Raw genomic sequence first — 21,799 nt, forward strand, 5'->3', positions numbered from 1 at the left:
GACCGGACAGACGCGCCCCCACCCCGACGCGGAGACAGCCCATGCCCGAGATCCCCACCCACCGGCGATCGACCCTGCTGGTCCTGACCGCGCTGGTGTTTCTGATCATCGGTCTGGGTCTGGTCGCGGCCGGCGGCTGGCTGGCGGCACATGGTGGCTCCTGGTACTACGTCGCCGCAGGTCTGGGCTTCCTGATCATCGCATGGCTGCTGTTCCGCGGCCACGCCGCCGCGCTCTGGGCCTATGCCCTGCTCACCCTGGCCTCGCTGGTCTGGGCGGTCGGGGAAGCGGGGCTCGACTGGTGGCAACTGGCGCCGCGCGGCGACGTCATCGTGGTGCTGGGGCTGTGGCTGGCCATGCCGTGGATGACCCGGCGGCTGGGTGTGCGGGCGCTGGCGCCACGGGCCCTGCCGCTGCCGCTGGCGCTGGCGGCCACCATCGTCGTGGCGGCGATCGCCATGGCCGTGCCATCCCATGGCATCGATGGCCGCCTGCCCATGCAGGCCGTGGCCGATCTGCCCCCCGATAGCGGCGGCGTGCCGGCCGGAGACTGGCACGCCTATGGCCGCACGCAAGGCGGCCAGCGTTACAGCCCGCTCGACCAGTTCACGCCGCAGACCATCGACCGGCTGGATGTCGCCTGGACCTATCACACCGGCGATGTCCGCAAGCCCACCGACCCCGACGAGACCACTTATCAGGTCACGCCGCTGAAAGTGGGCGATACGCTCTATCTATGCACGCCCCATAACCATGTGATCGCGCTGGATGCCGAGACCGGCCGCGAGCGCTGGCGCTATGACCCAGAGGTGCCCGACAGCGCCAACCGCCAGCACCTCACCTGCCGGGGCGTGTCATACCATCTGGGCGAGGCCGCCGACCCCGCCACGCCCCCCGACCGGCAGGCCCCCTGTGTGGCCCGGATCTTCATGCCCACCGCCGATGCCCGGCTGATCGCGCTGGATGCCCGGACCGGCGATGTCTGCCGCGATTTCGGTGAGGACGGCGCGATACAATTGTGGCGCGGCATGCCGAACCTGAAGGAAGGCTTCTATTATTCCACCTCGCCGCCGGTGGTGACGCGAGAGCTGATCGTCATCGGCGGCGCGGTCAACGACAATGTCTCGACCAGCGACCCCTCGGGCGTGATCCGCGCCTATGACATCGACAATGGCGCGCTGGTGTGGAACTTCGACACCGGCAATCCCGATGCCACCCAGCCGATCGAGGACGGCCAGAGCTATACCGAAAACTCGCCCAATAGCTGGTCGATCGGCAGCGTCGACGAAGATCTGGGGCTGGTCTATCTGCCGATCGGCAACCAGCCGCCCGACCAGTGGGGCGGCCGCCGATCCGACAGCGTCGAGCGGTTTTCCTCCTCGGTCACCGCGCTCGATCTGGCCACCGGTCAGGTGCGCTGGGTGTTCCAGGCCGTGCATCACGATCTGTGGGACCGCGACGTGCCGGCCCAGCCGACCCTGGTCGATCTGGCGATGCCGGACAGCCCGCGCGCCCGGCCCGACGGCACGGTGCCGGCGCTGGTTCAGCCCACCAAACAGGGCGACATCTTCGTGCTCGACCGCCGCACCGGCGATCCGCTGCTGCCGGTGACCGAAGAGCCGGCCCCGCAGGGCGCGGCCGAGGGCGACCATACCGCCCCCACCCAGCCGGCATCGGCGCTGTCGTTCCGCCCGCCGCCGCTTCGGGAACGCGACATGTGGGGCGCCACCATGTTTGATCAGCTCGCCTGCCGCATCCGCTATCGCAGCCTGGATTACGACGGCGCCTATACCCCGCCCTCGGTGCGCGGCACCCTGGTCTATCCGGGCAATTTCGGGGTGTTCAACTGGGGCGGCGTCGCGGTCGACCCGGAACGGCAGGTGCTGTTCGCGACACCGGCCTATCTCGCCTTCGTCATCCGGCTGATCCCGCGTGACAACGACACCGACACCTATGTCTCCGATGGCCCGCCCGGCCTGAACGAGAATTTCGGCGCGCCCTTCGCGGTCGATATCGGCCCGATGCTGTCGCCGCTGGGCCTGCCCTGTCAGGCGCCGCCCTGGGGCTATGTCGCCGGCGCCGATCTGCGCACCGGCGAGATCGCCTGGATGCGCCGGAACGGCACGGTCCGCGACCGCGCGCCGGTGCCGCTGCCCTTCGAGATGGGCGTGCCCGATCTGGGCGGGCCGCTGATCACCGCCGGCGGCACCGCCTTCATCAGCGGCACGATCGACAATGACGTCCGCGGCTATGACCTGGAAACCGGTCGCCGGCTGTGGGAAGACCGCCTGCCCGCCGGCGGCCAGGCAACGCCGATGAGCTATCTGGGCCGCGATGGCCGGCAATATCTGCTGGTGGTGGCCGGCGGCCATGGCTCGCTCGGCACCGATGCCGGCGATGCGGTCATCGCCTATACGCTGCCGAAAAACCAGGCGCTGCCGGACAACCAGGCGTCGCCGAATGGCTGACCGCCCGGATCGCAGGCGACGCCTGATCGCCATTGGTGTCTCAGCCCCCATATTGCTGACTGGCGCCATATTACTGACTGGCGGTTGCACCGGCATTCAGTCGACGCTGGATCCGGCCGGCATCGGCGCCGAACGGGTGGCGTCGCTGTTCTGGGTGATGCTGACCGGTGCCGGCATCATCTGGGTGATGGTGATGGCGATCGCCATCCATGCCGCCCGCCGCAGGCGCCCGATCAGCCTGTTCAAGGCCAAGCGGTTCATCATCGCCATGGGCGCCATCTTCCCGACCGTGGTGCTGACCGCGCTGCTGGTCCACGGGCTGCGGCTGATGCCCGAACTGCGCACGGGCGGCGGCGATCTGACGATCGAGGTGGTGGGCGAGCAGTTCTGGTGGCGGGTGGTCTATCACCCGCCCGCCGGCCACCCGGCCGCCGGCACGCCGGTGGTGTCGGCCAATGAAATCCGCCTGCCGGCCGGTGCCGAGGTCGATCTGGTGCTGAACAGCCCCGACGTGATCCATTCGTTCTGGATCCCGGCCATTGCCGGCAAGATCGACATGATCCCCGGCCGTACCACCCGGCTGACGCTGAAGCCGACCAGACCGGGCGTCTATCGCGGCGCCTGCGCCGAATTCTGCGGCACCGCCCATGCCCTGATGGCGTTGACGGCCGAGGTGATGCCGCAGGCCGATTTCGACCGCTGGCTGGCCGATCAGGCCGGCCCCGCGCGGAGCCCGGCCCCCGGCACGCCGGCCGCGCGCGGGGCCAGGATTTTTGCCGATCAGGGTTGCGGCGCCTGCCACAGCGTGCGCGGCACCGACGCGCGGGGCACCATCGGCCCCGATCTCACCCGGATCGGCGGGCGCCACAGCATCGGCGCCGGCATCCTGCCCAACACCCCCGCGCGTCTGGCCGATTTCATCAGCGCCACCACCACGGTCAAGCCGGGGGTGCTGATGCCACCCTATGGCATGCTGGCGCCGCAGGCCCTGGCCGACCTCTCAGCCTATCTGGAGAGCCTGGAATGACCGCCCACGACCAGCAGCAGCGCCAGGAGGACGAGGATCTGCGGCTGGCCCAGGCGGCGCGGCTCAGGCGTACCTGGCTCACGCCGCGCGGCTGGCGCTACTGGTCGGCTGTGAACAACACCGAGGTCGGCGTGTGGTACAGCGTCACCGCCTTCTTCTTCTTCCTGTTCGCCGGGGTGCTGGCGCTGATGGTGCGCGCGCAACTCGCCGTGCCCGACAACGATCTGGTGACGCCGGGTTTCTACAACCAGTTGTTCACCCTGCACGGCACGATGATGATGTTCCTGTTCGCCGTGCCGATCTTCGAAGCGGTGGCGATCCTGATCATGCCGCAGATGCTGGCGGCGCGCGATCTGCCGTTTCCCCGGCTGTCGGCGTTCGGCTTCTGGTGCTTCGTCATCGGCGGGGTGTTCGTCGCCGGGTCGATCTTCTTCGGCGCCGCCCCCGACAGCGGCTGGTTCATGTATCCGCCGCTGGCGACCAACAAGGACACCGCCGGCATCGGCGCCGATATCTGGCTGCTGGGCCTGTCATTCATCGAGATCGCCTCGATCGCGGCGGCGGTGGAGTTGATCGTGGGCGTGCTGAAATGCCGGCCGCCGGGCATGCGCATCCATCTGATGCCGCTCTATTGCTGGTATGTGCTGATCGTTGCCGGAATGATCCTGTTCGCCTTCCCGCCACTGATCGCCGGCGACATCCTGTTCGAGGCGCAGCGCCTGCTCGACTGGCCGTTCTTCGACCCGGCACGCGGCGGCGATCCGGTGCTGTGGCAGCATCTGTTCTGGATCTTCGGGCATCCGGAGGTCTACATCATCTTTTTGCCCTCGATCGCGCTGATGGCGATGATCGTGCCCACCTTCGCGCAGACCCCGATCGTCGGCTATGGCTGGATCGTGCTGGCCGCCGTCGGCACCGGCTTTCTCAGCTTCGGCCTGTGGGCGCATCACATGTTCACCATCGGCCTGCCGGCGATATCGCTGGGCTTCTTCTCGGCGGCGTCGGAAGCGGTGGCGATCCCGACCGGTGTGCAGATCTTCGTGTTCCTGGCCACCATGCTGGCGGGGCGGGTGATCTTCGCGGTGCCGATGCTCTATGCGGCGGGCTCGCTCGCGATCTTCGTCTTCGGCGGCCTGACCGGGGTGATGGTCGCCATCGCGCCCTTCGACTGGCAGGCCCATGACACCCATTTCATCGTCGCCCATCTGCACTACACCCTGATCGGCGGCATGTTCTTTCCGCTGATCGGCGGCCTGTACTATTTCTATCCGTTCGTCGCCAAGAAGATGCTGTCGGACCGGCTGGGAAAATGGGCCTTCTGGCTGATGTTCGCGGGCTTCAACATCACCTTCCTGCCGATGCATTTCACCGGCCTGCGGGGCATGCCGCGCCGGGTGTTCACCTACCCGGCCGGCCATGGCTGGGACTGGCTGAACCTCGTCTCCTCCGTCGGTGCCTTCGTCATGGCGGCGGGGGTGCTGGTGGTGGTGTGGGATCTTCTGCGCCCGGGCAAGCGCACCGCCCCACCCAACCCGTGGAAGGCCGGCACGCTGGAATGGTCGACCATGGACGACGAAGCCTGGGGCGTGCGGTCGGTGCCCCATGTCACCAGCCGCTATCCCCTCTGGGACCAGCCGGGGATTTCCGACGACATCGACCAGGGCCGCGGCTATCTGCCCGATGCCGCCGCCGGCCGACGTGAAACCCTGATCACCAGCGTGCTGGATGCCGAACCCGAACAGGTGCTGCGCCTGCCGGCCAACTCCTTCCTGCCGATGCTCGCCGCCATCTTCGTCGGCTTCTCGTTCATCGGCGCCACTTTCCATTGGTGGACGCCGGCGCTGATATCGGGGGTGATCGGCATCGGCGTGATCATCGTCTGGCTGTGGACCGGCACCGCCCGCATTCCTGAGGCCGCCACCATCGATGCCGGGCGCGGGCTGACGCTGCCGCTCTATGGTTCGGGCCCGCGATCCGTCGGCTGGTGGGCGATGTTCATCACCATGGTCGGCGACAGCACCGCCTTTGCCAGCCTGATCTTCGGCTATTTCTTCTACTGGACCATCCACACCGATTTCCCGCCCGCCGGCACCACCGGGCCGGGGCAGGTCTGGCCGGCGATCGCCGGGCTGCTGGCGGTGATCGCCTGGGGCCTCACCCTCGCCGCGCGCCGCGCCAACACCGCCGGGCTTGGCGCCCGCACCCGTGCGGCCCTGGTTCTGGCCGCCGCCGCGGCACTGGGTTCGGGGGCGGCGCTGGTCATGGCCATCACCATGACCGGGCTCGATCCGGCGGCGCATGTCTATGACGCCACCGTCTGGGTGATCGCGCTGTGGACGGCGCTGCATCTGGTGGTGGGGGTGATCATGCAGCTCTATTGCTGCGCGCGCAGCCATGCCGGCCATCTGGGCCCCGCCCATGACATCGACCTTCAGAACATCGTGCTCTACTGGCATTTCGCGGTCATCACCGCCGTGGTCACCGTGGCGGTGACCGGCCTGTTCCCGCTGGCCAGTTGACGATGCCCCCCACCCGAAGCCCCACCCCCACCCGAAGACGACGAGGCCCAAGGACCGGATCATCATGCTGACCAGACCAGACCGCGCCAATCTGCTCACGCTGATCGCACCGCCCACGGTCTGGGCGCTGCACTTCCTGTTCGCCTATGTTTTCGCCGCCATTGCCTGCGCCAAGGGGTGGGATCTGGGCGTGGTGCGCATCGCCATCGCCATCGCCACCGGTCTGGCGCTGGTGTTCATTCTGGCCGCGGCCGTGGCCGCGCACCGCTATACCGGCTTCAGCATGGAGACCAGCCCCCACGACGCCCCGACGCTGAAGGACCGCCGGCGCCAGATGGGGGCGGCGACCTTTCTGGTCGCGGCGCTCAGTTTCGTCGCGGTCATCTATAGCGGCCTGCCGGCCGTGTTCATGACGGATTGCCGCTGATGGCCGCGCCAGTACCCCGCCCCACCCGGCTATCCCGCCCCACCCGGCCGGCGGCGGCGGTGCGGCTGCCGGCCGCCCTCTGGCTGCCGGTGGCGGCCGGGCTGGTCGTGCTGGCGGCGTTGTGGGCGGGGCCGCTGGCGCGGGCCTCCGCCACGTCCTTTGCCGCCCATATGGCGGTGCATATGGGGCTGGTCACCGTCGTGGCGCCGCTGATCGCCATCGGCATCGCCGGCAGCCGGTATGATCCGACCCCGCGTCATCCGCTTCTGTTCGGGCCGCTGCCGGCCTCGCTGGTCGAGTTGCTGGTGGTCTGGGGCTGGCATGCGCCGCTGCTGCACGGCTGGGCGCGCACAAGCGGCACCGGCTATATCCTTGAACAGGGCAGTTTTCTTGCCGCCGGCCTGGTGGTCTGGATCGCCTGTCTGGGCCGGGGCGCGCGCGGGCCCCGGGGCCAGAGCCTGCTGGGCACGCTGGGCCTGCTGCTCACCTCAATTCACATGACCCTGCTCGGCGCGCTGATCGCCTTCGCCGGCCGGCCGCTCTATTCCCATGCGCTCGCCGGGTTGCACGGCACCGATATCGACCCGCTCGCGGTCATCGCCGACCAGCAGTTCGGCGGCATCATCATGTTGTTGATGGGCGGGGCGGCCTATCTGGCCGGCGGCGTGGTGCTGATGGCACGGATGTTCCGCCAGACCGGGGAGACGGCGTCATGAAGATCCATATCCGCCATCTGGCCTCGGGGCTGGCCGTGCTTGCCGCCGTGGTCACCATCGGGCTGTGGATCGGGCTGATGCCGATCTCGGCCAGTTCCGGGCATTGGCGCGTCACCAGTTGGTTCCTGCACTGGGTGATGCAGAATTCCGTGCAACTGAACGCCATGTCGGTCGAGGAGCCCGCCATCGTCGACGATCCGGTGCTGGTCCGGCGCGCCGCCGGACATTTCGAGGCATCCTGCCGCTTCTGCCATGGCGCACCGGGCAAGGCCACCGGCCCCGTGCCCTATCAGATGACCCCGGCGCCGCCGGGCCTGGACAATTCCGCCCATGCCTGGGCGCCGGCGGAGTTGTTCACCATCGTCAAGCATGGCGTGAAGTTCAGCGGCATGCCGGCATGGCCGGCGCCGCCGCGCGATGACGAGGTCTGGGCGATGGTCGCCTTTCTGCGCGCCCTGCCCGATATGGACGAGGCGGGCTATGACCGTCTGCGTGGCGCGGCCGCACCGGGGGCGGCGGGCGAGGCGGGGGCGGCGGGGACGACCAATCCGGTTCTAGCCGGCTGCGTCGCCTGTCATGGCATCGATGGCGGGTCGGATGGCGGCGCGTTTCCGGTGATCGGCGGCCAGTCGGCCGATTATCTCGCCACCAGCCTCGCCGCCTATCGCGATGGTCGGCGCGCCTCGGGCATCATGCAATTGGCGGCAAGCGGGCTCAGCGACGACGAGATCGCCCGCCTCGCCCGTCATTATGCCGGGCAGCGGCCGCAACAGCCGGCGCAGCCGGCCGCCGCGCCGGATGACATTCGTCGGCAGATCACCGACCGTGGTGGCGCCATCGCCGCCGAAGGTCTGCCCGATCAGCGGGTACCGGCCTGTGGCAGTTGCCATGGCGGGGTTGCCGTCGATGGCGCCATCACGCAACCGCGCCCCGGCTTTCCACGCCTCACCGGTCAGGACCGGCCCTATCTGGAAACCCAGTTGCATCTGTGGCGCGCGGGCGCGCGCGGCGGCGGCAGCCATGCCCATCTGATGGCGCGCGCCGCCCACGGTCTGACCGATGCCGACATCGCGGCGGTGGCGGCCTTCTATGCCGATGACGGCAACCGTGGAACAGGCTCGTCCGCAAGCCGTTGAACCACGATCCGGGCCCTTGCCGGACGCGAGGTCGATACCGGACGTCAGGAGCCCCACCGGAGTTGCCACATGTCTGACACAAGCCCGTCCCGCGCGCAGCAGCCATCCCGTGACCCCCGGACCACCCGCCCGGCCGGCGACCATCTGGCGCCGATCCCGCCCGCCCCCGGCGACCTTGATGGTCGCCCGGACATGGCAGATGGCGGCGCGCCCACCGCGGCCCAGCTCCGCGATCGCATCGACCGCGGCGAGACCGGCGACAAGGTGCCCCTGGTCGATCCGGCGGCGGCCGGTCTTGGCACCGATGACGAGGCGGCCGGCACGCCGCCCGATGCGGCGGCGGTGGGCATCGCCACCGCGCAGGAACTCGGCCGGCGCCCCGATCCGGTGAACGCCCCGGGGTTGAGCGGCGGCCGCTTCGCCCCGCATGGAGGCGGCCAGCCGCGCCGGGTGCCGCGCGGGCTGATCGTCGTCGGCGTCCTGACAATATTATTTATATGTGCCGTCGTCCTGGTTGAAATACTGGTGCGCTGACGGGCACCTGCGCCGCCGCCGTTCCACCCGGCCGCACTTTGTCGACAACCCCACCCGCCACCCACCGCAGCCCCCCGGCGCCCAACCGGGGGGCTGCGGCCGTTTGATGCGGAGGCCGCGGTCGGCACAGGTCGCGCCGTCGCGCCGTACACGGCCACCGCCGCCCGCCATACGCGGGTCGTAGAGCCCGGAATGGTTAACGCCGGAGCGGCAGAAGACCGGCCACCAGCATCTATGCCTGCATCAGGTGCGCACCTTGTGCATTAATTCAGATTAAAGAAGCCTGGTGCTTTTGGGGATAGGGTTCTTGAGTAGCGCATCGATACCACTACCTCTGAGCCCACTGACGATGCGATTTGCATAAGATATGTTTCACGGACGACCGGTTGGATTGGCTCAGGTGAGGAAAGAGTCAATTTTAACCAATTAACGATACCGGGTCATTTGCACGCATCACTCCGCAACCGCCCGTTGGAACAGGGAGGACACACGGATGCCACGACAAAGGGCGCAGAATGATCCGACTTCGACGACGGGGCAATCACCTGCCAGTCGCGTTGCGGTGTTCCGAAGCAGGGGCAGGCCAACGCCATCCAGTGCATCTGACGCGACAAGCAACGGACAAAGGCCACGCATGATGGAACAACACCAACCGCCTCGCCATGACGAGCCCACGCTCCATGATGAGCCCGCCCTCCATGATGAGATCGTCAACCTGATCCCGTCCCTGCGCGCCTTCGCTCGATCCCTGACCCGCAGCGCCTGCGAGGCCGATGATCTGGTACAGGAAACGCTGATGAAGGCGATCGCCAACGCCCGTCAGTTCACCGCCGGCACCAATCTCCGCGCCTGGCTGTTCACCATCCAGCGCAATACATTCTACACCTTGTATCATAAGCAGCAGCGCGAGCCGGTTCTGGTCGTCGAAGACCTGCCCGGTGTGCATGTGAAGCCCTCGCAGGAATGGTCGCTGAAGCTGCGGCTGGTCGACGAGGCGGTGCAGAAGCTGCCGCCCGATCAGCGCGAGGCGCTGATGCTGGTCGGTGGCGGCGGCATGAGTTACGAGGAAGCGGCCGAGATCTGCGGCTGCGCCCTCGGCACGATCAAGAGCCGGGTCAGCCGGGCGCGGACCGCGCTGCTGCGCCTGCTCGACAGCGACGACGAGCATGATTTCCTTGATGACGTGGTCGGCGGCAGCCGTCGGCGGCAGGACCGCCTGACGACGCGCGAGCAGCGCCAGTCCACCAGGCCGGGGATCGCCGACAGTTGAGGCTGTCGGCGGCCCGGCCGCCTTCTTCATCTTCTTCATCTTCTTCTTCTTCTCCGTCCCCGCTTCTTCTGCTGCCGGATCATCTACAGCAGCAGGAAACCTTTTCCTGGCCGAGCAGTTGTTGCTCCTGACATCACGAGCCGGCGGGCCGACGCCCACCGGACTGATACCGGGAAGACAACCGCATGAGCACAGTCCTGATCACAGGGGGTGCCGGCTTCATCGGCCGGCATGTCTGCACCGAATTGTTGCGGGCCGGGCACCGGGTCCGGGTTCTGGACAGCCTGATCGAACAGGCGCATGGCCCGTCGCCGTCGCCATCCGGGGGCCTGCCCGCAGCGGTCGAGTTCATCCGGGGGGATGTGCGCGACCCCATGGCGGTGACCACGGCGCTGGACGGCGCCGATGCGGTGATCAATCTGGCCTCCGACGTGGGTGTCGGCCAGAGCATGTACGAGATCGACCGCTATGTGTCGGTCAACACGCTGGGCAGCGCCGTGCTGATGCAGCAGGTGGTCAACAGCGGCGTGCGCAAGGTGATCGTCGCCTCGTCGATGAGCGTCTATGGCGAGGGGCTGTACCTCACCCCTGAAGGCGCCGCCGTCGAGGATGTCCGTCGCACGGCCGAGGCCGTGAAGACCGGCCGCTGGGATCCGGTGACCGCCGACGGCCGGCCGCTGATTCCGGCCGCGACCCCTGAGACCAAGCGCCCGGACCTCGCCTCGATCTATGCTCTGACCAAGTTCGATCAGGAACAGATGACCCTGATCCTGGGTGCCGCCTATGGCATCGAGGCGATCAGCCTGCGGCTGTTCAACACCTTCGGCCCCGGCCAGATGCTGTCGAACCCCTATACCGGGGTGCTGGCGATCTTTGCCGGCCGGTTGCTGAACGGCCAGTCGCCGATGGTGTTCGAGGATGGCGAGCAGCATCGCGATTTCGTCCATGTCCGCGACGTCGCCCGCGCCTTCCGTCTGGCTCTGGAAACCCCGGGCCTCGGTGGCGAGATCCTGAACATCGCCAGCGGCCGGATCTATACCGTGTCGCAGGTGGCGCGGCTGCTGGCCGGCGCCATGGACCGCGAGGATCTGGCGCCGCAGATTCTGCAGAAATCGCGGGTCGGCGATGTACGGCACTGTTTCGCCGACATCACCCGCGCCCGCGCCCGGCTTGGTTTCCAACCCGAACTGCCGCTGGAAGACACGGTTCTGGAACTGGTCGACTGGGTATCGACCCAGCAGGCTCAGGACCGCGTGCGTCAGGCCCATCAGGAGCTTGAGACGCGGGGGCTGGTGGTATGACATCAGCCTCTTCCGAAAACAGGGCCGCTGAAGACCCGGCCTTCGGGGTCGCCGAATGGTTCCGCCCCGGCGATCATATGCGGGTGCTGGACAGCCTGGACCATATCGAGGCGCTGGGCGCATCATGGTTGCGCACGCATCTCTCCTGGGCGGATTTCCACGCGCCCGGCGGCCAGGACTGGTATGACTGGCTGATTCCGACCCTGGCGGCCAGGGTGGAGGTGCTGCCCTGCATTCATTACACCCCGCCATCGCTGTCGCGCACCGGCACCAGCGCCGGCCCGCCGCATCGGCCGCAGGATCTGGCCGATTTCGTCGATCTGGCCCTCAGCCGCTATGGCCACCATTTCCCGCGCATCGAGCTTTGGAACGAGCCCAACAACCTGCTGGACTGGGACTGGCGGGCCGATCCCGACTGGCGGATCTTCTGCGAGATGATCGGCGCCGCCGCCTGGTGGTCCGAACATCGCGGCTGGCCGGTGGTGCTGGGGGGGCCGTGCCCCTTCGACCTGAACTGGCTGGAGCTGATGGGCGAGCGCGGCGTGCTGGGCACGGTGTCCGCCGTTGGCATCCACGGTTTTCCCGGCACCTGGGACAGCGAGGCCGGCGGCTGGGAAGGCTGGACCCGGCATATCACCGCTCTGCGCGACCTGCTGGACCGTCATCATCCCCGGGCCGGGATCTGGATCACCGAAGGCGGCTATTCCACCTGGCGTCACGACCAGCGCGAACAGGCCCGGCGTTTCCTTCAGGCGCTGGATGCGCCGGCCGACCGGCTGTACTGGTATGGCCTGCGCGACCTGCCGCCCGATGTGGCGGTGCAGGAAGGCCGCCAGTTCGACATCCGCCATTACCACATGGGTATGCTGGACGATCGCGGCCGCGACAAGCTGCTGGCCCGGCTGCTGCGCCAGGGCGGGGTCGCCGCCGTGCGCCGCAAGATCGCGATCAGCGAAGACAGCCCGCGCCGCGCCGACGATGGCGATGCCGACCCTGCCGGCACCACCCGCGGCACCACCCGCCGCCGGGCCGCGTCTCCGGTGCTGATCACCGGTGGCGCCGGCTTCATCGGCAGCAATCTGGCCGACGCGCTGCTGACGCAGGGCGAGGACGTCATCCTGTTCGACAACCTCAGCCGGCCGGGGGTCAGCACCAATGTCGACTGGCTGCGCGCCCGCCACGGCAACCATGTGGCGCTGCATGCCGCCGACATCCGCGACCTCGATGCCCTGAGCGAGGCCGCCGGCGACGCCGGATCGGTGTTTCATCTGGCGGCCCAGGTGGCGGTGACCGAAAGCCTGACGGCACCGGTCGAAGACTTCGCCATCAACGCCGCCGGCACGCTCCATCTGCTGGAGGCGCTGCGTGCCAAATCCGACCCGACCCCGCTGGTCTTCGCCAGCACCAACAAGGTCTATGGCCATCTGACCCATCTGGCGCTGGAACAGGGGCCGCAAGGCCATCTGCCGGTCGATGCGCGCCTGCGTCAGGGCGGCATCGACGAAGGCCACAGCCTTGACCTTGCCACGCCCTATGGCTGTTCCAAGGGGGCCGCCGACCAGTATGTGCTGGATTACGCCAGCTCCTTCGGCCTGCCCGCGGCGGTGCTGCGGATGAGCTGCATCTATGGCCCCCGCCAGTTCGGCACCGAGGATCAGGGCTGGGTGGCGCATTTCCTGATCCGGGCGCTGAAAGGCGAGACCATCACCCTGTTCGGCGATGGTCATCAGGTGCGCGACATCCTGCATGTGCACGACGCGGTCGCGGCCTATCTGCTGCTGCGCGACCAGATCACCACCCATGCCGGCCGCGCCTTCAATCTGGGCGGCGGCCCCACCAACGCCGTCAGCCTGATGACGGTGCTGGACGAAATCGCCCGCCTGACCGACCGGCCGGTGATCACCCGGTTCGAGCCGCCGCGCACCGGCGACCAGTTGTGGTTCGTGGCCGATACCAGGCGGCTGGAGGCCGCCACCGGCTGGCGCCGCCAGATCCCGTGGAAGGCGGGGCTGACAAGCCTGCACGACTGGCTGGTCGAAGACGGCACCGCCATCACCGGTGCCGCACCCCCCGCCACCCTGGCGGAGCGGGCAGCCGGCGCCGATGGCGGTGGCCGCAAGCAATGGAGTCTCATGGCATGAAGATCGCGCTCGTCAATCCGCCCTGGACCTTCGACGGCAGCATCTATTTCGGCTGCCGCGAGCCCCATCTGCCGCTGGAACTGGGCTATACCCGCGCGATGCTGGAGGCCGCCGGCCATGAGGTGCTGCTGATCGACGCCCATCTTCAGGCGATCGACAGCGCCGATGCCGCGGCCCTGGTCGCGGATTTCAGCCCCGCGATGACCGTGGTCACCACCGCTCCCACCTATCTGTTCTGGCGCTGTGCCCAGCCGGAACTGCGGGTGCCGGCGGCCTTCATCCGCGATCTGAACCGCCGGGGCGGGCTGGTCGTCGCGGTCGGCCCGCATGGCTCCACCACCCCCGGCCCCACCCTGCGCAAGCTGAAGGCCGATGCCGTGGTGATGGGCGAATGCGAAGAGGTGGTGGCAGCCCTGGCCGATGCCGGCGGCCGGTCCGCCATGACCCGCGTCGCCGCCACCGCCTGGATCGACCGCGACGGCACGCTCCGGGTCAACGGCACCGGCCATGCCAGCCGCTTCACCGACCTGCCGCCGCTCGCCTGGCCCGACGACTGGGTGCGGCGTCACCGCCATCATCATCACCGCTTCGATGCCGCCCCCGACGGCCCCGGCGCCGAGGTGGAAGCCTCGCGCGGCTGCCCCTATGCCTGCACCTTCTGCGCCAAGCTCGATTTCCGCGATCGCTATCGCCGCCGCGACCTGAACCTGCTGCTGGCCGAGATCGACCGGCTGATCGCGCAGGGCGTGACCTATCTCTATTTCATCGACGAGATCTTCCTGCCCCAGAAGCCGCTGCTGGAGGCGCTGGTCGCCCGCGATATCCGCTTCGGCATCCAGACCCGCATCGATCTGTGGAAGCCCGACATGCTGGCGCTGCTGGGTCGGGCTGGCTGCGTGTCGATCGAGGCCGGAGTCGAAAGCCTCACCGTCGCCGGCCGGGCCGCCCTCGACAAGCGCTGCCGGATCGGCACCGACGAGCTGACCCGGCTGCTGATCACGGCACGCGAACACGTGCCCTTCGTCCAGGCCAATCTGATCGGCACGCCCGAGGATGACCCGGCCGAGGTTTCCGCCTGGCGCGATCTGGTGCAGGGCCAGGGCGTGTGGGCGAATGATCCGGTGCCGCTCTATCCCTATCCCGCCTCGCCCCAGTACCGCCAGATGTGGGGCCTGCCCGACGATCATGCCTGGGAACGGGCGCATGACCACTACCTCGCGGCCTTCGACCGGTTCAGCGACATTCAGGACGAGCGGCCGGTGGCGCTGGCGCGTCTGGAGGCGGCATGCGGTCGCTGACCCCGCCTCTGAGCCTGTTGATCACCGCCGATGCGGTGGGGGGCGTCTGGCGTTATGCCATGGATGCCGCGCGCGCGCTCAACGGCCGTGCGCAGGCGGTGCCGGGGGCCGCCCCCCGAACGATCGCCGCCAGCCTGCTCGGCATCGGCCCCGATCCGTCGCAGCGCCAAATCGCCGAGGCGGCCGAGGCCGGCATCGCGCTGTCCTGGGCGCATACCCCGCTCGACTGGCAGGTCGACGGCCCCGATGCGCTGGCGCGAAGCGGCCGGATCGTCGCCGATGCCGTGGCGCGGGCGGCGCCCGATATCCTGCATCTGAACAATCCGCCCTTTCTGCCGTTCGTCGACCCGCAACTGCCACGCATCGCCGCCGCCCATTCCTGCATGGCGACATGGTGGCGTGCCGTGCGCGGCCAGACGCTGCCGGCCGATCTCGTCTGGCACAATCACGCCACCGCGCGCGGGCTTGCCGCCGCCGACGCGGTGCTGTGCCCCTCGCAGGCCTTCGCCGATGACGTCACCGCCATCTATGGCGCCCTGCCCGATCTGCATGTGGTGGCGAACGCGTCCCGGCCGGTGATGGCGGCGCCCAGGGATCAGCGGGTGCTGGCGGCGCCCAGGGATCAGCGGGTGCTGGCGGCGGCGCGGTGGTGGGATCCGGCCAAGAACCTCGCCGTGCTGGATGCCGCCGCCGAAGGCATGATCTGGCCGGTGGACATAGCAGGACCGCTCGACGATCCCGCGGGCCTCGCGGTCGCGGTGTCGCATGTCACGGCGCTGGGCGTGCTCGATCATCACACGCTGCGCCGCCGGCTGGCGCGGGCGCCGGTCTTCGTCTCGCTGTCGCTTTACGAACCCTTCGGGCTGGCGGTGCTGGAAGCCGCCACCGCCGGTGCGGCCCTGGTGCTGTCGGACATCCCCACCCATCGCGAATTGTGGGAGGACTGCGCCCTGTTCGTCGACCCCAACGATCCGGCTGCGGCCCGCGATGCCGTGAACCGGCTGGCCGGCGATCCGGTGGCGCGCGGCCGTCTGGGATTGCTGGCGATGACCCGGTCCGCCACCTTCTCGCCGACGCGACAGGCCGAGGCATTGCTCGCGCTCTATGGCGGGGTTCTGGCACGCCATGCCGGCCGGCCGCAACCGGATGCATCGTCCCCGGCCCCCGCCAGCCCCGAGTCAGGAGCCGCCCGGCCATGAAATTCGTTCTGTTCAGTCATTCCGTGGTGTCGTGCTGGAATCACGGCAACGCCCATTTCCAGCGCGGCATCGTGCGGGAATTGTCCGCACGCGGCCACGAGGTCGTGGTGCTGGAACCCGCCGACGGCTGGAGCCGGACCAATCTGGTGGCCGGCCAGGGGCCGGAGGTGGTCGCCCGGTTCCACGAGACGTTCCCTGAGATCCGCGCCGTTTGCTATTTAGGCCCCGCCGATATCGACCCGGTGCTCGACGGCGCCGACGTGGTGATCGTGCATGAATGGACCGATCCGGCGCTGGTCGCCGATCTGGGCCGGCGGCGCATGACCGGCGCCCGCTTTCTGCTGCTGTTCCACGACACCCATCATCGCGCGGTTTCAGCCCCGCACGAGATGGCGGCACTGGATCTGGATGGCTATGACGCGGTGCTGGCCTTCGGCGCGGTTCTGGCCGAAACCTGGCGGCGCCATGGCTGGGGTCGCAATGTCCATGTCTGGCATGAAGCCGCCGATCTGCGGCTGTTCGGGCCGCGCCCCGATATCCAACCCGATCATGACAGGGACCGGCGCGATCTGGTCTGGATCGGCAATTGGGGCGATGGCGAGCGCGGGGCCGAACTGGATGAATTTCTGGTCGAGCCGGTGCGGGCCCTGGCCCTGACCGCCACCATCCACGGCGTGCGCTATCCCGATCCGGCGCGCCAGGCCCTGGCCCGGGCCGGCATCGATTATGCCGGCTGGATCGCCAATGCCGATGTGCCCCGGGCCTTTGCCGGCCACCGGATGACCGTGCACGTGCCCAGGCGGTTCTATGCGACCGACCTGCCCGGCATCCCCACCATCCGGATGTTCGAGGCGCTGGCCTCTGGCATTCCGCTGGTCTCGGCGCCGTGGGCCGATACCGAGGGCCTGTTCCGCACCGGCACCGATTATCTCACCGCCGAAACCGGCCCCCGGATGCGCCAGCAGATCCGCAGGATCCTGGCCGATCGCGACCTCGCCGCGGATCTGGCGGCGCGGGGCCGTGAAACAATCCTGGCCCGTCATGGTTGCAACCACCGTGTGGACCAGCTGCTGAAGATCCTGAGCGGTCTGGCGCCCCACCGTTTCAACTCGAACCGTCTCGATGCCGGCCGTTTCGCCCCAAACCGTCTCGATGCCGACCGTTCCGGAACCAGGGAGGCCGCCCGATGAAGATCGCCTTTTACGGCTCCAGCATCCTGTCCAGCTACTGGAACGGCGCCGCCACCTATTATCGCGGCATCATCCGCGCGCTGGTAGCACATGGCTGGCAGGTGACCTTCTATGAGCCGGACGCGCTGGGCCGCCAGGAGAACCGCGACATCGACCCGCCATCCTGGTGCGAGGTGGTGGTCTATCCGGCAACCCCCGCCAGCATGGCCGATGCCGCCGCCCAGGCTTCACGGGCGGATGTGGTGATCAAGGCCAGCGGCGTCGGCGTGTTCGACGATGCCCTGCTTGCCGCCGTCACCGCCGCCACCCGGCCCGACGCGCTGCGGATGTTCTGGGATGTCGACGCGCCGGCCACCCTGGCCGCCATGCGCGACGACCGCGAACCGGTGCTGCGCCGGGTGCTGCCGGCGCTCGACGGGGTGCTCACCTATGGCGGAGGGCCGGGGGTCGCGGCCGATTATGCCGGCTTCGGCGCGAAGGACTGCACGCCGGTCTATAACGCCGTCGATGCCGACACCCATTTTCCGGTGCCGCCGGAACCGCGTTTCGCCTGCGATCTGGCCTTTCTCGGCAACCGCCTGCCCGACCGCGAGGCACGGGTGCGCGACTTCTTTCTGGAACCCGCCCGTCAGGCACCGCATCTGACGATGCTGCTGGGCGGATCGGGCTGGGTGCAGGGCGACCTGCCGCCCAATGTCCGGGCGATCGGCCATGTCCGCACCGCCGACCACAATGCCTTCAACGTCTCGCCGCGCGCGGTGCTGAACATCAACCGCGACAGCATGGCGGCCAGCGGCTTCTCGCCACCCACCCGGATCTTCGAGGCCGCCGCCGCCGGCGCCTGCCTGATCACCGATGCCTGGCCTGGAATCGAGACCTTTCTTGAACCCGATGCCGAGGTGCTGGTCGCCCATGACGGCCGCGAGGTGCTGTCGATCCTGAACGGTCTGACAACGGAACGGGCGCAGGCGATCGGCGGGAAGGCCCGCGCCCGGATGCTGGCCTGCCATACCTATGCCCGCCGCGCCGACATCGTCGACGACGTGTTCCGCGCGCGTCTGGCCGCCAAACGCAAGGAGACGGCCGCATGACCGCGACCATAGCCGTGCCCGATGTGCCGTCGCACGCCCCGTCGCCGGTGGGCGACGTGCCGCCGATGACCATCACCATTCTGGGGCTGTCGCTCAGTTCATCCTGGGGCAATGGCCACGCCACCACCTTCCGGGCGCTGATCCGGGGGCTGGCTGCCTGCGGCCACAGTGTCACCTTCCTGGAACGCGACGTGCCATGGTACGCCGCGGCCCGCGATCTGTCCGATCCCGATTTCTGCCGGCTCGCCTTTTATCGGCACCCGTCGGAGCTGTTGACCACCCATCGCGCGGCAATCGCCAATGCCGATGCGGTGCTGGTCGGGTCTTATGTTCCCGACGGCATCGAGGTGATCCGCAAGGTGCTGACCATCGCGGGTGGTGTGGTCGGGTTCTATGACATCGACACCCCGGTCACCCTGGGCCGGCTGGCGCGCGACGACTGCGATTATCTCAGCCGGCGGCTGATCCCGGCCTTCGACGTCTATTTCAGCTTCACCGGCGGGCCGCTGCTCGACCGGCTGGAACGCCAGTATGGCGCGCGCCGGGCGAGGCCGTTGTACTGCGCGGTCGATGCCACCCGCTATGCCCCGGCCGATGCGGCAGGCGCGCCGCAACCGCTCTATGACCTTGGCTATCTGGGCACCTACAGCCCCGATCGCCAGCCCGCACTCGACCGCCTGCTGATCGAGCCGGCGCGCCGGATGCCCGACCGGCGGTTCATCGTCGCCGGCCCCCAATATCCCGCCGATATCGATTGGCCGGCGAATGTCACCCGGCTCGACCATGTCGCACCGGGTGACCATCCGGCCCTCTATGCCAGCCTGCGCTATGCCCTGAACATCACCCGCGCCGACATGCTGGCGACCGGCTGGTCGCCCAGCGTGCGCCTGTTCGAAGCGGCCGCCTGCGCCACGCCGGTGATCACCGACCCGTGGGACGGGATCGAGGCGTTCTTTCCTGAGGGAGAGGCGATCCTGGTCGCGCGCGGCGCCGATGATGTGGTGGCGGCACTGTCCGATCACCACAGCGACACCGGCCGCCGGCTCGCCACGCGCGCCCGCGCCATCGTGCTCGACGGCCATACCGGCCTGCATCGGGCGCGGGAGCTGGCGGCGGGCTTGTGGCATCTGCGACCGGCGGCAACAGTGGGCAAGCCTGAAACACGCAGCCTGGATCTGGCGGGGCCAACCGAAAGGACCGGAGATGAAGCGCATACACCTGCCTGATCAGCGGCCGCAGAACGGCCCCCGCCCGGTGAACGGCAGCCATACAGCCAACGGCGCCCTGCGCGCCCGGCACCGGGCGGCCGCGCGACCGGTGGCGATCGTCGCCGGCGGCGCCGGATTTCTGGGCTCGCATCTGTGCACCCGGCTGATCGAAGACGGTTACCGGGTGCACGCGGTCGATGACTTTGACACCGGCCTCGCCGACAATCTGGATCATCTGGCCGGTCATCCCGATTTCGTGCTGATGGACCACGATATCCGCCGGCCGCTGCCGCGGATCAGCGGCGTCACCGAGGTCTACAACCTGGCCTGCCCGGCCTCGCCGCCCCATTATCAGGATCAGCCGATCCGCACCGCCACCACCAGTGTCGTCGGCACGCTGAACCTGCTGGAACTGGCCCATGATCTGGGCGCGCGGTTCCTGATGACCTCGACATCGGAAATCTATGGCGACCCCGAGGTGCATCCGCAGCCGGAAAGCTATCGCGGCTGCGTCAACACCACCGGCCCGCGTGCCTGCTATGACGAGGGCAAGCGGATGGCGGAATCGCTCTGCTATGATTTCGTGCGCCAGTATCAGACCGATGTCCGGGTGGCGCGGGTGTTCAACACCTATGGGCCCCGCATGCGGCTGGATGATGGCCGCATCGTGTCGAATTTCGTGGCCCAGGCGCTGACCGGCCGCAAGCTCACCATCTATGGCACCGGCCGCCAGACCCGCTCGTTCTGCTATGTCGACGATCTGATCGAGGGGCTGGTGCGGCTGATGCGGGTGAACCCGCGACCCGAGGGGCCGGTGAACATCGGCAATCCGGAGGAATACAGCATCATCGACATGGCCCATCTGATCGGCCGTCTCACCGGCCGCGAGATCAGCCTGACCCATGATCCGCTGCCCGCCGACGATCCGCGCCGCCGCCGCCCCGACATCACCCTCGCCCGCCGCCTGCTGGGCTGGCAGCCCACCGTGCCGCTGCGCAAAGGATTGGCCGCGACCATCGCCTGGTTCGCCGGCCAGATCGACGCCGGCGGCGTGATGCCGTCTTCGGCCTCTCCGGTCGCACCCTCTTCGGCCGCAGCCTCTCCAGACCGGGGGGCTGCCGCCGGCGGTGTGGCGCTGGGGCTGGCTGCCCCTGAACGTCGCGCCTGACCGCCATGGCGGTCGCGGCCGACGCCGAGCCCCGGCGCGTGAAACGCCGGCGATCGGCCCGGATGCGGGCGGCCGGGCTGCACAAGGCGGCGGCCGATGATCTGCCGTTCAGCCGCAGGCGTGCCGGCCGCGGGTTCATCTATCTCGATCAGCATGGTGACAGGATCACCGACCCGGCGGTGATCGGGCGGATCAAGGCGCTGGCCATTCCGCCCGATTACCGCGATGTCCGTATCGCCGCCGACCCCCAGGCCCATCTTCAGGCCACCGGCCGCGACCGCGCCGGGCGGCTGCAATACCGTTATCATCCCGATTGGGAGCGGGTCCGCGAGGCCGAGAAGATCGACCGGCTTGGCGCGCTGGCCACCGCCATCGGCCGCGTCCGCGCCCGGGTCGCCCGCGACCTCGACAGCGCCGGCCACAGCCGCGACGGCGCCCTGGCGGCGGTGGTGTCGATCATCGATCAGACCCATATCCGGATCGGCTGCGAGGATTATGTCCAGACCGGCCGCAGCCGGGGCGCCGCTACCCTGCTGAAGCGGCAGGTGATGGTCGATGGCAGCCATGTGGCGCTCGATTTCAGGGGCAAGAGCGGCCGCAACATTGCCTGCACGCTCGACCATGGCCCACTCGCCGACGCCATACGGCGGCTCGGCGGATTGAAAGGCCCCCGGCTGTTCCAATATCTCGGGTCCGACGGTCGGCCCCGTCAGGTCACGGCGGCGGATGTGAACGCCTATCTGGCCGAGATCGCCCGGGGGCGGATGGCGGCAGACGTGCCGGCGCGGGTGACCGCCAAGGATTTCCGCACCCTTGCCGCCACCGCTGCCGCCGGCACGCGGCTGGCCCTGATCGATCCGGCGGGGTCGAAAACCGCACGGCGCCGCCAGATCGCGACGGTGATGCGCGCGGTGGCGGCGATGCTGGGCAACACGCCCGCGGTCGCGGCCAGAAGCTATGTGCATCGCCGTCTGGTCGACCGCTTCGAAGCCGGCGGCCTCAAGCGGCTTTACGCGCGGATGCGCGCCGGCGGACGGCGCACCCGTGCCGAAGCGTTGGTCGCGGCCTTGTTCGGCCAGGCCGGCAACGGCCGGGGCTGACCCTCC

The 21,799-nt window shown here is 68.8% G+C and carries 17 protein-coding genes; all 17 read left to right on the forward strand.

Annotation, left to right across the window (positions count from 1 at the left end; translation table 11 throughout):
• Window positions 1-41: 41 nt before the first annotated feature.
• Window positions 42-2,468 carry a glucose/quinate/shikimate family membrane-bound PQQ-dependent dehydrogenase gene (locus IEW15_RS02910; RefSeq protein WP_188574733.1) on the forward strand — a complete coding sequence of 809 codons (2,427 nt, stop codon included), beginning with the start codon at window positions 42-44 and terminating at the stop codon, window positions 2,466-2,468.
• Window positions 2,461-3,495, forward strand: a complete 1,035-nt coding sequence (gene coxB / locus IEW15_RS02915) for a cytochrome c oxidase subunit II (protein ID WP_188574736.1) — start codon at window positions 2,461-2,463, stop codon at window positions 3,493-3,495. The genes IEW15_RS02910 and coxB overlap by 8 nt, the downstream gene beginning before the upstream one ends.
• Window positions 3,492-6,014, forward strand: coding sequence for a cbb3-type cytochrome c oxidase subunit I (locus IEW15_RS02920; protein ID WP_188574738.1), 2,523 nt, complete (start codon window positions 3,492-3,494; stop codon window positions 6,012-6,014). The genes coxB and IEW15_RS02920 overlap by 4 nt, the downstream gene beginning before the upstream one ends.
• A 64-nt stretch (window positions 6,015-6,078) precedes the next feature.
• Window positions 6,079-6,441 (forward strand): transmembrane prediction, encoded by a 363-nt coding sequence (locus IEW15_RS02925; RefSeq protein WP_188574740.1) that lies wholly within the window; start codon window positions 6,079-6,081, stop codon window positions 6,439-6,441.
• Window positions 6,441-7,157 carry a cytochrome c oxidase assembly protein gene (locus tag IEW15_RS02930; RefSeq protein ID WP_188574743.1) on the forward strand — a complete coding sequence of 239 codons (717 nt, stop codon included), beginning with the start codon at window positions 6,441-6,443 and terminating at the stop codon, window positions 7,155-7,157. The genes IEW15_RS02925 and IEW15_RS02930 overlap by 1 nt, the downstream gene beginning before the upstream one ends.
• Window positions 7,154-8,293, forward strand: a complete 1,140-nt coding sequence (locus IEW15_RS02935) for a c-type cytochrome (RefSeq protein WP_188574745.1) — start codon at window positions 7,154-7,156, stop codon at window positions 8,291-8,293. The genes IEW15_RS02930 and IEW15_RS02935 overlap by 4 nt, the downstream gene beginning before the upstream one ends.
• Window positions 8,294-8,362: 69 nt before the next feature.
• On the forward strand, window positions 8,363-8,827 hold the full coding sequence (locus tag IEW15_RS02940; RefSeq protein ID WP_229707772.1) for a hypothetical protein: 465 nt from the start codon (window positions 8,363-8,365) through the stop codon (window positions 8,825-8,827).
• A gap of 634 nt (window positions 8,828-9,461) precedes the next feature.
• Window positions 9,462-10,097, forward strand: coding sequence for a sigma-70 family RNA polymerase sigma factor (locus tag IEW15_RS02945; RefSeq protein WP_229707773.1), 636 nt, complete (start codon window positions 9,462-9,464; stop codon window positions 10,095-10,097).
• 185 nt (window positions 10,098-10,282) lie between these two features.
• Complete coding sequence (locus tag IEW15_RS02950; protein ID WP_188574748.1) at window positions 10,283-11,398, forward strand: NAD-dependent epimerase/dehydratase family protein; 1,116 nt, start codon at window positions 10,283-10,285, stop codon at window positions 11,396-11,398.
• Window positions 11,395-13,539: an NAD-dependent epimerase/dehydratase family protein gene (locus tag IEW15_RS02955; RefSeq protein WP_188574750.1), complete on the forward strand. Its 2,145-nt coding sequence runs from the start codon at window positions 11,395-11,397 to the stop codon at window positions 13,537-13,539. Before IEW15_RS02950 ends, IEW15_RS02955 begins: the two co-directional genes overlap by 4 nt.
• Entirely contained in the window at window positions 13,536-14,837 is a 1,302-nt protein-coding gene (locus tag IEW15_RS02960; RefSeq protein ID WP_188574752.1) for a TIGR04295 family B12-binding domain-containing radical SAM protein, read from the forward strand. Before IEW15_RS02955 ends, IEW15_RS02960 begins: the two co-directional genes overlap by 4 nt.
• Complete coding sequence (locus tag IEW15_RS02965) at window positions 14,825-16,036, forward strand: glycosyltransferase family 4 protein (RefSeq protein ID WP_188574754.1); 1,212 nt, start codon at window positions 14,825-14,827, stop codon at window positions 16,034-16,036. Before IEW15_RS02960 ends, IEW15_RS02965 begins: the two co-directional genes overlap by 13 nt.
• Window positions 16,033-17,226 (forward strand): CgeB family protein, encoded by a 1,194-nt coding sequence (locus IEW15_RS02970; RefSeq protein ID WP_188574756.1) that lies wholly within the window; start codon window positions 16,033-16,035, stop codon window positions 17,224-17,226. The genes IEW15_RS02965 and IEW15_RS02970 overlap by 4 nt, the downstream gene beginning before the upstream one ends.
• Window positions 17,223-18,317, forward strand: a complete 1,095-nt coding sequence (locus IEW15_RS02975) for a CgeB family protein (RefSeq protein ID WP_188574758.1) — start codon at window positions 17,223-17,225, stop codon at window positions 18,315-18,317. Before IEW15_RS02970 ends, IEW15_RS02975 begins: the two co-directional genes overlap by 4 nt.
• Before the next feature lie 65 nt (window positions 18,318-18,382).
• Complete coding sequence (locus IEW15_RS02980; RefSeq protein WP_188574952.1) at window positions 18,383-19,543, forward strand: CgeB family protein; 1,161 nt, start codon at window positions 18,383-18,385, stop codon at window positions 19,541-19,543.
• Window positions 19,521-20,693, forward strand: a complete 1,173-nt coding sequence (locus IEW15_RS02985) for a UDP-glucuronic acid decarboxylase family protein (RefSeq protein WP_188574761.1) — start codon at window positions 19,521-19,523, stop codon at window positions 20,691-20,693. Before IEW15_RS02980 ends, IEW15_RS02985 begins: the two co-directional genes overlap by 23 nt.
• A gap of 38 nt (window positions 20,694-20,731) precedes the next feature.
• The gene (locus IEW15_RS02990) at window positions 20,732-21,793 is read left to right on the forward strand and encodes a DNA topoisomerase IB (RefSeq protein ID WP_229707775.1); all 1,062 of its coding nucleotides are present in this window, start codon (window positions 20,732-20,734) and stop codon (window positions 21,791-21,793) included.
• The last annotated feature ends 6 nt before the right edge of the window (window positions 21,794-21,799 follow it).

It is taken from the genome of Tistrella bauzanensis, from assembly GCF_014636235.1.
Classification (GTDB): Bacteria; Pseudomonadota; Alphaproteobacteria; order Tistrellales; family Tistrellaceae; genus Tistrella; species Tistrella bauzanensis.

What these genes read in the sequence shown, in the direction of transcription:
- IEW15_RS02955 (WP_188574750.1), top strand. Translation starts at nt 11,395, where the DNA reads ATGACATCAGCCTCTTCCGAAAACAGGGCCGCTGAAGACCCGGCCTTC.
- IEW15_RS02980 (WP_188574952.1), top strand. Translation starts at nt 18,383, where the DNA reads ATGACCATCACCATTCTGGGGCTGTCGCTCAGTTCATCCTGGGGCAAT.
- coxB (WP_188574736.1), top strand. Translation starts at nt 2,461, where the DNA reads ATGGCTGACCGCCCGGATCGCAGGCGACGCCTGATCGCCATTGGTGTC.
- IEW15_RS02985 (WP_188574761.1), top strand. Translation starts at nt 19,521, where the DNA reads ATGAAGCGCATACACCTGCCTGATCAGCGGCCGCAGAACGGCCCCCGC.
- IEW15_RS02960 (WP_188574752.1), top strand. Translation starts at nt 13,536, where the DNA reads ATGAAGATCGCGCTCGTCAATCCGCCCTGGACCTTCGACGGCAGCATC.
- IEW15_RS02965 (WP_188574754.1), top strand. Translation starts at nt 14,825, where the DNA reads ATGCGGTCGCTGACCCCGCCTCTGAGCCTGTTGATCACCGCCGATGCG.
- IEW15_RS02940 (WP_229707772.1), top strand. Translation starts at nt 8,363, where the DNA reads ATGTCTGACACAAGCCCGTCCCGCGCGCAGCAGCCATCCCGTGACCCC.
- IEW15_RS02975 (WP_188574758.1), top strand. Translation starts at nt 17,223, where the DNA reads ATGAAGATCGCCTTTTACGGCTCCAGCATCCTGTCCAGCTACTGGAAC.
- IEW15_RS02925 (WP_188574740.1), top strand. Translation starts at nt 6,079, where the DNA reads ATGCTGACCAGACCAGACCGCGCCAATCTGCTCACGCTGATCGCACCG.
- IEW15_RS02945 (WP_229707773.1), top strand. Translation starts at nt 9,462, where the DNA reads ATGATGGAACAACACCAACCGCCTCGCCATGACGAGCCCACGCTCCAT.
- IEW15_RS02935 (WP_188574745.1), top strand. Translation starts at nt 7,154, where the DNA reads ATGAAGATCCATATCCGCCATCTGGCCTCGGGGCTGGCCGTGCTTGCC.
- IEW15_RS02930 (WP_188574743.1), top strand. Translation starts at nt 6,441, where the DNA reads ATGGCCGCGCCAGTACCCCGCCCCACCCGGCTATCCCGCCCCACCCGG.
- IEW15_RS02950 (WP_188574748.1), top strand. Translation starts at nt 10,283, where the DNA reads ATGAGCACAGTCCTGATCACAGGGGGTGCCGGCTTCATCGGCCGGCAT.
- IEW15_RS02920 (WP_188574738.1), top strand. Translation starts at nt 3,492, where the DNA reads ATGACCGCCCACGACCAGCAGCAGCGCCAGGAGGACGAGGATCTGCGG.
- IEW15_RS02970 (WP_188574756.1), top strand. Translation starts at nt 16,033, where the DNA reads ATGAAATTCGTTCTGTTCAGTCATTCCGTGGTGTCGTGCTGGAATCAC.
- IEW15_RS02910 (WP_188574733.1), top strand. Translation starts at nt 42, where the DNA reads ATGCCCGAGATCCCCACCCACCGGCGATCGACCCTGCTGGTCCTGACC.